This window comes from Sphingomonas changbaiensis NBRC 104936, from assembly GCF_000974765.1.
Lineage (GTDB): Bacteria > Pseudomonadota > Alphaproteobacteria > Sphingomonadales > Sphingomonadaceae > Sphingomonas_B > Sphingomonas_B changbaiensis.
This window is the reverse complement of record NZ_BBWU01000012.1, coordinates 1-9,379: the sequence shown is the minus strand read 5'-3', so window position 1 is coordinate 9,379 and position 9,379 is coordinate 1. Positions and strand designations below refer to the sequence as shown.

The following is a 9,379-nucleotide window of genomic DNA, read 5'->3' as shown; positions in this document are numbered from 1 at the left end:
CTGGCTCGGCCCCTCTCCCGGGCGAGCTATGCTCGCCCTGCCCTCTCCCCTGGAGGGAGAGGGCTGATACCCGCCAGCAGCGCCGCGATATCCGTCCGGCGCCGCATCAGGTCGTCGAGCGTGTAGCGGTCGAGCACGGCCATGAAGGCGCCGAGCGCTTCCCGAAGCACGCCGGTGATGCCGCAGGCGGGCGCGATCACGCAATCGCCGCAATCGACCAGGTCGAACCCTTCTTCCGTGTGCCGCACGACCGCGCCAGGCGGATGCCCCCGCCCCGCCCGCGCACGCTGTCGACGAAGCCCTCGCGCGCGAGATCGTTGACCACCTTCATCAGATGATTCTGCGAAATACGATAGCCGCGCGCGATTTCCGCAATCGAGCACAGCCGATCGGGGTGTGCCGCCAGGTGGGTCAGCACGCGCAAGGCATAGTCCGTATAGCGCGTCAGGCGCATCGATTTTCCCGGCCGAAATAGATGTATTATTCTTGCATGTTTTCGCGACTCAGGATAGATGCATTTTTGTTGCATCTTTCGGAGCGGCACGATGACCGGGGCGGACATCATCACTGAAGACATGCTGGCGACGCTGGTGCCCGCCTTTTACGGCCGGGTGCGGCAAGACCCGCTGATCGGGCCGCTGTTCAACGCGGCCGTCGACGATTGGGACGAGCATCTGGGCAAGCTGACGGCCTTCTGGTCGTCAGTGATGCTGACCAGCGGCCGCTACAAGGGCAGCCCGATGGCCGCGCACCTGCGCCACGCCGATGCGATCAGGCCAGAGATGTTCGAACGCTGGCTCGCGATCTGGGCGGAGACGACGTCCGACCTGGTGCCGGGCGCGGCCGCGCAGGCGCTGCAGGAACGCGCCGGCCGGATCGCCGAAAGCCTGCAACTTGGCCTCGCCTTCAGGCGCGACGTTCGCGCCGCCTGATTTCCACCGAAGCAGACAGGGAATGCTTCCAATGACCCACGCACCGATTGTCGACCTGAGCGTTCATCATAAGCCGGCGGATCTGTCCGACCGGATCGCGTTCGGCTTCACCAAGCTGCTGCGATTCTGCGCCGATACGTTTTTCGCGAAGCGCTATGGCCACCGCGCGATCGTGCTGGAGACCGTCGCGGCGGTGCCCGGCATGGTCGGCGCCACGATCAACCATCTGAAGTGCCTCCGCCGGATGTGCGACGATCAGGGCTGGATCCGCACGCTGATGGAGGAAGCCGAGAACGAGCGGATGCACCTGATGACCTTTATCGAGGTCGCCAAGCCGACGCTGTTCGAGCGGCTGGTCATCCTGGGCGTGCAGTGGGTCTTTTATCTCGCCTTCTTCGCGCTTTACTTGATCTCCGCCAAGACCGCGCACCGCGTGGTCGGCTATTTCGAAGAAGAGGCGGTGATCAGCTACACGCTGTACCTGAAGGAAATAGACGAAGGCCGCTCCCCGAACCTGCCGGCACCGGCGATCGCGCGCCACTACTGGAAGCTGCCGGCCGATGCGATGCTGCGCGACGTGGTGCTGGTCGTCCGCGCGGACGAGGCGCACCACCGCGACGTCAATCACGGCTTCGCGAACGAGCTGGCCGGACAGCCGGCCGCCACGGCGCTTGCGCCTTATCCGGAACACGCCAGCGACATCCGCATGGCGGCGTAAAGCTTCCCTCTCCCTGCAGGGAGAGGGCCCAAGTTATTCATCCCCCTGCGGCTTGGGCAGCAGCAGCGCGAGCAGGATCGCGCGGCATTCGGCGTCGATGGTGCCGTCGACCAGCTCAGGGCGGAACCGACGCTGGAACGCGACCGTCGCCGCCAGATCGTCCGTCACGTCATAGCCGAAGCGTTCGAGCGCGAGCAGGAAGCCGGCATCGGTCCAGCCGGGATCCATCAGGTTCTTCGTCGGGCGCGGCAGCGCGAGACGCAGCTTCGCCAGCCGATACCAGGGGAAAAGCTCGCCCGGATCCTGCTTGCGCGCGGGGGCCACGTCCGAATGGCCGACGACATTGCCACGGGTGACGCCGTAGCGCTCCTTGATGCCATGGACGAGCGGGATCAGCGCGTCGATCTGCTCCTCCGGAAAGGGACGATAGCCGAACTCATGGCCGGGATTGACGATCTCGATACCAACGCTTGCCGAGTTCACGTCGGTGATGCCGCGCCAGTGCGAGCGGCCGGCGTGCCAGGCGCGGTTGGCCTCGTCGACAAGGCGGAGCACCTGGCCATCCTCAGTCACGACATAATGCGCCGACACCTTCGCTTCCGGATCGCACAGCCGCTGGATGGCGGACGCCGCGTCCTGCATGCCCGTATAGTGGAGCACGATCATCGAGACGGGGCTGCTGCGCTCGTCAAAATTCGGCGAGGGCGTGTCGATGATTTCTCTCAAGCGCGGCCTTCCCCAACCCGAGCCGAGCGGATCGTCACGATTGCGACGCCGGTCAGCGCGACGATCCCGCCCAAAATCATCAGCGGCGTCAAGGGCGTCCGGAAGAAGAGCGAGGCGAAGATCACCGACAGCACCGGCGAGGCGAGCGTCAGCGGCGTGACCGACGCCACCGGGTGACGCTGCAACAGCCAGGACATCGAGCCATGGCCCAAGATCGTCGAGCCGATCGCAGAGAAGGCCACCCAGCCAAGGCTGTGCAGCGGCAGATGCGGAATCGAGCGCACGGCCTGGGGTTCGAACACCAGCGAGACCGGTGCGAGGATCACCACGCCCAGCAGCCCCACCCAGGCGTACATCGTCAGCACCGGCACGCCGCGCAGGTTGCGCTGGATCAACGACGATCCCGCCCAGATCAGGCTGGCGAGCGCGGTGAGCGCGATTCCCGGCATCTCATTTGCGACCGCCGGGTCGAACACCAGGATGCCGACGCCCAGCAGCGACAGCGCAACGCCGGCGATCCGATATTTATGGATGCGTTCCTTGAGGACGACCACCGCCAGCAGCATCGCGAACGGCACGCCTAGCTGACCCGCGATCGCGAGTGCGCCGACATTAGTCGCAACCGCCATCGACAGGTTGATGACCAGGAAATAGGCGCCGCCGGTCAGCACGCCCAAACCGAGCAGCTCCCGCATGCGCCCGGGCACGACGCGCAGCCAGGACAGGCAGACCAGCAGCACGATCGCCTGGCGCAGCAGCGCAGCGGTCAAGGGCGGGATTTCGATCACCGCCATCTTCACCGCGATGATGTTCATGCCCCAGAGCAGGTTCATCATCGTGGCCACGGCAATATCGCGCGCGCCAAGACGGGGCTGAAGCTGGGTCATCGCCGCGGCTGTAGCGGGGCGCGCAGACGGCGCAACCGGTTCCCTCTCCCGGCGGGAGAGGGAGGGGCCCGCGCCCGCGCAAGCGGGTGTGGGAGGTGAGGGCGACAAGGCCGATCGCCCTCACCCCGCTCGCGGCTGCGCCGCGAGTCGACCCTCTCCCGGCGGGAGAGGGTTACGCGGCCTTCACGCGCAGCGCCGCCGTCTTCCGATACAGGCCCCGCAGCTCGGGCGAAGACGCAAAAGCTTCGGTCTGGCCGATGACCGTCTCGCCCGCGCCGAGCATTAGATAACCGTCCGGCGCCAGGCTCGCCGCCAGCCGGTCGAAGGCTTCGCGGCGGCGCTCCGGGCTGAAATAGAGCAGCACGTTGCGGCAGAGAATCAGGTCGAAGCTGCCGGTCTGCGCCATCAGCACATTGTGGCGGCGGAAGCGCAGATAGCGCGCGAGGTCGCGCTTGACCCGCCAGTCGTGTCCGACCTGGTCGAACCATTTGAGCATCGACGAAACAGGCAGGCCGCGCTGGATTTCGAACTGGCTGTAGTAACCGCCGCGCGCCTTGGCGATCGCCGCCTCCGACACGTCGGTCGCGGTGATATCGATCGACCAGCCGTCCCATTTGGCACGGGCATCGGCGAAGATCATCGCCAGCGAATAGGCCTCCTGGCCGGTCGAGCAGCCGGCGCACCAGATGCTGATTCGCCGGGACGATGCGCGCGCCTGGCGCAGCGCCTCGAGCGCGCCGTTGCGGACCAGCTCGAACGCCTGCGCATCGCGGAAAAAGAAGGTCTCGTTGTTCAGCAGCGCCTCGACCACGTCGGTCGCGAGCGTCATGTCGTGCGCGGCGCCGATCGCGGCGACCAACGCGTCGAGATTGGCGATGCCGCGCTCGCGCATCAGCGACTTGAGCACAGTTTCCACCCGCCACAGCCGGTTCGGCCCGATCTGCTGACCGGTGCGCTGCTCGAGCAGGCCGGCCAGATGGCGGAGCGCGGTCTTGTCGATCGTCATGCGGCGATCCGCTCGCGGCGGGCGAGGAGGTCGGCGATCTGGACGGGTGGCAGCATCGCACTGGCGAGGCCGGCCTGCGCGACCACGCCCGGCATTCCCCAGACGACCGAGCTTGCCCGATCCTGGACGAAAATGTCGCTGCCGGCGTGCGCCATCCGCTCGGCGCCGCGCAGGCCGTCGCGGCCCATGCCACTCAGCACGATGCCGATCGCGCTGGCCCCGAACGTCTCGCCGACGCTTGCCAGCATCGGATCGACCGACGGAAGACAGCCACTCTCGACCCGCTCGGCGGTGATCCGCGCCCGCGGCATGCCGCCCGTCATCTCGACCGACAAATGCCCTTCCCCCGGTGCGATGAGGATGCGCCCGCGCGCCAGCGGCGACCCCGCGCGCGCGACGCTGGTCGGCCGACCTGACATTTCCTGCACCTGGGTCGCGAAGATATTCATGAACGACGGCGGCAGATGCTGCGTGATCAGGATCGGCGCGCCAAACGCCTGCGGCAGCGCGCGCAGCAGATCCGACAGGGCATGAAGGCCACCGGTCGATGCGCCGATCGCAACGCAGGACACGCGGCCCTCCTCCATCCGACGCAGCCGGACCTGCGGCATCGGCTCGGGCGACCGGTTGTCGCCGGCTTCGGCATCCGGCGCATGGCCGATGCGGATCAGCTTTTCGGCGAGCACCTGGGCGAAGCGTCCGCCGAACGCACCGGCGCCGGGCTTGGCGAGCGTATCGGCCGCCCCGAGGGTCATTGCCTGGATCGACGCGGCGGCGCCCTGCTCGGCGGACGAGGAAACGATCAGCACCCGCGCGCCGCGGCTCGCCGCGATCAGCGCCGGCATCGCGCTGAGGCCGTCCTGGCCCGGCATCTCGATATCGAGGATGATGATGTCGACGCGATTGCGCGCGAGGAAAGTCAGCGCCGCCTGAGCGCTCGGCACGGTGGCGGCGAGCTGGAATTCGGGTCGTTCGCCCACCATGCGGGTGAACACCGCCCGCGCGACCGCCGAATCGTCGACGATCAGCAGGCGAATGGGCTTGGTCTCGGCGGCCGCGCGTCGGGCGCTCGTCAGGGCGCGGTGCGGCATCGCCGGGGCTCCCGCTTACGCGAGTCCGACGATCTGGAGCTTGCTCGCGATCGTGTCGCGATCGAACGGCTTCATCACATATTCGTCGGCGCCCGCCTCGATCGCCGCCTTGATATGGCCGATGCCGTTCTCGGTCGTGCAGAACACGACCTTGGGACGCTTGGGCAGGTCGGTCGCGCTCAGCGCCTTCAGGAATTCCATGCCGCTCATCACGGGCATGTTCCAGTCGAGCAGCACCACGTCGGGCGGGGTCGCCTCGCAATGGGTGAGCGCGTCACGGCCGTCGCCGGCCTCGGCAACCTCGAAATCCAGCGTTTCGAGGATATGGCGCGCGACTTTCCGGATGACCTTGGAATCGTCGACCACGAGGCAGGTTTTCATAAAGCTTCACTCGACCTTTGTTTTGTCGTCCTCCGCCCTAACCCAAGAGAGTAAGGACGAAGTTAAAGATGACCCCGTTCAAGCCGCCAACGCCTCGTCGGCGCCGGCGATAAGTCGTTCCGGGTCGATCAGCAGCAGCGCCTCGCCGTCATGTTCGAGCATTCCGATCGCAATCCGCGCCCAACCCGGCTCGAGACGCGCGCGGATCGGCTGCGGCGCTTCATCGATCACGCGCGCATCCTCGATCGATCCGACGACAAGGCCATAATGGTGGCCGTCGATCTGGATGACGACAGCCCGACGAGGCCCACGTTGCGTCGGAGCAAAGCCCAGCGCGCATTCGCAGCAGACCACCGTCAGCACCTTGCTGCGCAGCGCGGCGAGGCCGGCGATGTGCGGCGGCGCCAGCGGCACCGGCGCGATCGCGCCCAGGTCCACGACGGAATCGACCAGCGATGCGTGGATCGCCACCGACTGGCCGGCTATCGTCGCGATCAAGTACAGATTTTCCATCAAGCCCTCCGCTTCGCGACTTGGGCTTCGATCGCGGCGAGCAGGCCCATGCGATCGTAGCGATAGACGCTGCCGTCATTCGCACCGGCCATGTCTGGACGCAGCCGGATCACCGGCGCGGTGCCGGTCGCGACAGGATCGCCGGCGGCGATGACCACGTCCGGCTGCACGTCGGCCCCGTCTCCCGCGAAGCCGACCCGGTAGCCGGCGGCTTCCAGCAGCGGCCGCAGGATTTCCCGCGACCAGCGATCCTCAGCATCGGCCAGCAGGCACAAGGGCCGCTCTTCCTTCGCGGGCTCGGCCTCTGCTTGCGCGAACAGCCAGAACACGTCGATCAGCTCGACCTGTTCGCCCTGAACCAATGCGACGCCGGCGACCGGCCCTTCCGACGTGGCGCGGTGCATCGCCGGGGGCAGCTGGATGATGTCGATGACGTCGTCGATGGCGTAGGCAAGTTCCGACGCACCATCGCTCAGGCGCAGCAATTTGATCATCGAGCCCTGCGGCGCAGCCTCCTCGCAGCCGAGCAACGGCAGCACCCGCCCGTCGACGGTGACACGAAGCCGCCCCGCGGTCTCGGCAACGCGATCGGCGGGCACGTCCTCCAGTCGTTCGACCACGCCCAGCCGGATGCCGCGGCGGCGGCCGGCAAGATCGTGGAACAACAAGGTCGAGGTAAGCTCGGGTCCGGTCTCCGCCGCCGCGTCGTGGGTCAGCGCGGCGATCGGGTTCGCTTCCTCCGGCTCGACGCCGGCGCGCGCGGCAATGCCGGCTGCGTCGAGCATCAGCATCGGAACGCCGCTGTCAGGCAGCGACATGCCGCCATAGACGCCGGCGGCCATCACGGCCGGCGACGCGGGCTTGATCACCAATTCCTCATGATCGTGCACGGCCTGGACGCATAGCGCATACGACAGGCCCGCGCCGGCGCTGACGACGACGATAGTCCGGCCCGTCACCTGCTCGACCCGCCCGGTGCCCAGCACATGCTCCAGATGCAGCAGCGGCAGCGTCCGGCCGCGGATCGTCGCGACAGTCGCATCGCCCAGCGTATCGACCCGGATCGACGCGCTCGACACGTGCACGATCTCCTCGATCGCGGCGCGCGGCAAAGCAAAGCTCTGGCCGCCGGCGGACACCGTCAATGATGCGATGATGGTCAGCGTCAGCGGCACCCGGATAATCGTGCGCAGGCCAAGGCCCGGCCGGTTATCCAGCTCGATCGAGCCGCCGATCCGCTCGATGTTCGACTTGACCACGTCCATGCCGACGCCGCGGCCGGAAATGGACGAAACTTCCTCGGCCGTCGACACGCCGGGCGCGAAGATCAGCGCCGCGCGTGCCGCGGGCGGCAGCGCGTTCGCGATTTCCTGGGTGATAACGCCGCCTGCGATCGCTTTCGCGACCAGCCGCGCCTCGTCGACGCCATTGCCGTCGTCGGCGATCTCGATGACGATCTGGTTGCCGGACTGGCGCGCGCTGATCGACAGCCGGCCCGCCGCCGGCTTGCCGCGCTTCGCACGCACGTCCGCGCTCTCGATGCCGTGATCGATCGAGTTGCGGACCATATGGGTCAGCGGATCGCGCATCAGCTCGATCATCTCGCGATCCAGCTCGACATCGCTGCCGTCGATGTCGAGATCGACCGCCTTGCCCAGCTCGGCCGAGGTATCGCGCACCATACGCGGCAGTGCCGAGAACAGCTTCTCGATCCGTTGCATGCGCGTGCGCGTGATCGAATCGCGCATGTCCGCCAGACAGCTCGACAGACGCTCGAACGCGCCGCCGACTTCGGTTTCGGCGCCGACTTCGCGCAGGCGCCGCGCCAGTTCGTTGCGGGCGAGCACCATGTCGGAGACGCCGCTCATCATCCGGTCGAGCAGGTCCAGCGGCACCCGGATGCTCCGCGCGGGCGCCTTGTTCGCGCTCTGCATGACGACGGGCGCCGCGCCGGTGATCGGGCACACAGTGCTGTCGGCGGAAAGCGCCGCGATCAGCAGCCGGTCGTCACCGTCCGGCAGCTCGGCGCCGCTTTCAAGCGCTTCGGTCAGCTCGCCGATCCGGTCGATGATCGCCAGCACCGCGCTGACCAATCCGGCATCCGCCGTGCGGGTTCCCGAGCGCAACTCGGCCAGCACATCCTCGGCGGCATGGCTCAAGGTTTCGAAGCGCGGTAGCTCAAGGAAGCCGCAGCTGCCCTTCACCGTGTGCACGAAGCGGAAAATGGCATCGAGCCGGCCGCGGTCGCTCGGATCGGCCTCCCACGCGATGATCTCACCCGACAATGCGTCGAGCGTCTCGCGCGTCTCCGCCAGGAATTCCGCCAGAAGATCGTCCATCGGCCCCATTAACCTCTTTGGGACCGTATGGAGCGCCGACAGTTAAGAGGGGGTTTACCCCGCCCGGAGGGTGGCTCCGAACATTACGAACGGGTCGTCGGGCGCGGAGACCTGGATCGATCCGCCGGCCTGGCGCGCGAGCTCGCTGGCCAGATAGGCGGCGGCGGCGCGCGGCGTCACCTCGTCGGCGCTGGTGCGGCCTTCGAGGGCCTGACGCAGCTCCGGATCCAGTACCAGTCGCGGCCCTTCGGCGCGCACCACCATCTCGGTGCCGTTCCCGGTCTGCTCCGCGCCGATATCCAGCCGGCCGCCACGCACCAGCGCGTCCCCGGCGATCAGCGCCAGGTTCAAGAGCACCTTGATCGCCGGCTTGCTCAGCGTCGCCGGCTCGACCATCCAGCCGATCTCGATGCGGCCGCCGTCGCCGAACATGCCTTCGATCGCGACCTTAGCTTCGCGCGCATCGACGCTGTCCCCGAACCCGCCGGCCGCGCCGAACGCAAGGCGAAAGAATTTCAGCTTGTTGGCAGAGGCCCGCGCGCTTTCATTCAGCAGATCGAGGCAGCGCGCCCGCATGTCCGGATCATGCTCATCAGCAAGCAGTTCGAGACCGTTGTTGAGCGCCCCGACCGGGCTCAGCAGGTCATGGCACAGGCGCGAGCAGAGCAGGCTGGCGAAATCGATGGCGGCGGTCGTCATGGGCGCCTCTAGTGGCGGAGCGCGCGACGCGGAGCAAGAGGGCGGCAACGCGGTTCGTCGGGGGAATGAGTCAGGTGGCGGCCAGCT

General features: G+C 67.4%; 10 protein-coding genes and 1 pseudogene. 2 read left to right on the top strand and 9 right to left on the bottom strand.

Annotated features, from left to right (window positions below; all coding sequences use genetic code 11):
• Positions 1 to 26: 26 nt before the first annotated feature.
• Positions 27 to 454, bottom strand: a pseudogene (locus tag SCH01S_RS02365) (RrF2 family transcriptional regulator).
• 91 nt (positions 455 to 545) lie between these two features.
• Here SCH01S_RS02365 and SCH01S_RS02360 point away from each other — a divergent pair.
• Both SCH01S_RS02360 and SCH01S_RS02355 read left to right on the top strand, forming a co-directional pair.
• Positions 546 to 932, top strand: a complete 387-nt coding sequence (locus SCH01S_RS02360; RefSeq protein WP_046347178.1) for a group III truncated hemoglobin — start codon at positions 546 to 548, stop codon at positions 930 to 932.
• A gap of 31 nt (positions 933 to 963) precedes the next feature.
• Entirely contained in the window at positions 964 to 1,650 is a 687-nt protein-coding gene (locus tag SCH01S_RS02355) for an alternative oxidase (protein ID WP_046347177.1), read from the top strand.
• Positions 1,651 to 1,683: 33 nt separating this feature from the next.
• Here SCH01S_RS02355 and SCH01S_RS02350 read toward each other — a convergent pair whose 3' ends face one another.
• From SCH01S_RS02350 to SCH01S_RS02315, 8 genes are all read right to left on the bottom strand, one after another.
• Entirely contained in the window at positions 1,684 to 2,316 is a 633-nt protein-coding gene (locus tag SCH01S_RS02350; protein WP_084689358.1) for an N-acetylmuramoyl-L-alanine amidase, read from the bottom strand.
• A gap of 56 nt (positions 2,317 to 2,372) precedes the next feature.
• The gene (locus SCH01S_RS02345) at positions 2,373 to 3,263 is read right to left on the bottom strand and encodes a DMT family transporter (RefSeq protein ID WP_046347175.1); all 891 of its coding nucleotides are present in this window, start codon (positions 3,261 to 3,263) and stop codon (positions 2,373 to 2,375) included.
• A gap of 172 nt (positions 3,264 to 3,435) precedes the next feature.
• A complete protein-coding gene (locus tag SCH01S_RS02340) occupies positions 3,436 to 4,269 on the bottom strand; it encodes a CheR family methyltransferase (RefSeq protein ID WP_046347174.1) in 834 nt (277 codons plus the stop codon).
• On the bottom strand, positions 4,266 to 5,360 hold the full coding sequence (gene cheB / locus SCH01S_RS02335; RefSeq protein ID WP_046347173.1) for a chemotaxis-specific protein-glutamate methyltransferase CheB: 1,095 nt from the start codon (positions 5,358 to 5,360) through the stop codon (positions 4,266 to 4,268). The genes SCH01S_RS02340 and cheB overlap by 4 nt, the downstream gene beginning before the upstream one ends.
• 15 nt (positions 5,361 to 5,375) lie before the next feature.
• Positions 5,376 to 5,741 (bottom strand): response regulator, encoded by a 366-nt coding sequence (locus tag SCH01S_RS02330; RefSeq protein ID WP_046347172.1) that lies wholly within the window; start codon positions 5,739 to 5,741, stop codon positions 5,376 to 5,378.
• Between the two features lie 78 nt (positions 5,742 to 5,819).
• Positions 5,820 to 6,254: a chemotaxis protein CheW gene (locus SCH01S_RS02325; protein WP_046347171.1), complete on the bottom strand. Its 435-nt coding sequence runs from the start codon at positions 6,252 to 6,254 to the stop codon at positions 5,820 to 5,822.
• Entirely contained in the window at positions 6,254 to 8,593 is a 2,340-nt protein-coding gene (locus tag SCH01S_RS02320; RefSeq protein ID WP_046347170.1) for a chemotaxis protein CheA, read from the bottom strand. The genes SCH01S_RS02325 and SCH01S_RS02320 overlap by 1 nt, the downstream gene beginning before the upstream one ends.
• A 54-nt stretch (positions 8,594 to 8,647) precedes the next feature.
• Positions 8,648 to 9,292, bottom strand: coding sequence for a histidine phosphotransferase family protein (locus tag SCH01S_RS02315; protein ID WP_046347169.1), 645 nt, complete (start codon positions 9,290 to 9,292; stop codon positions 8,648 to 8,650).
• Positions 9,293 to 9,379: the final 87 nt, after the last annotated feature.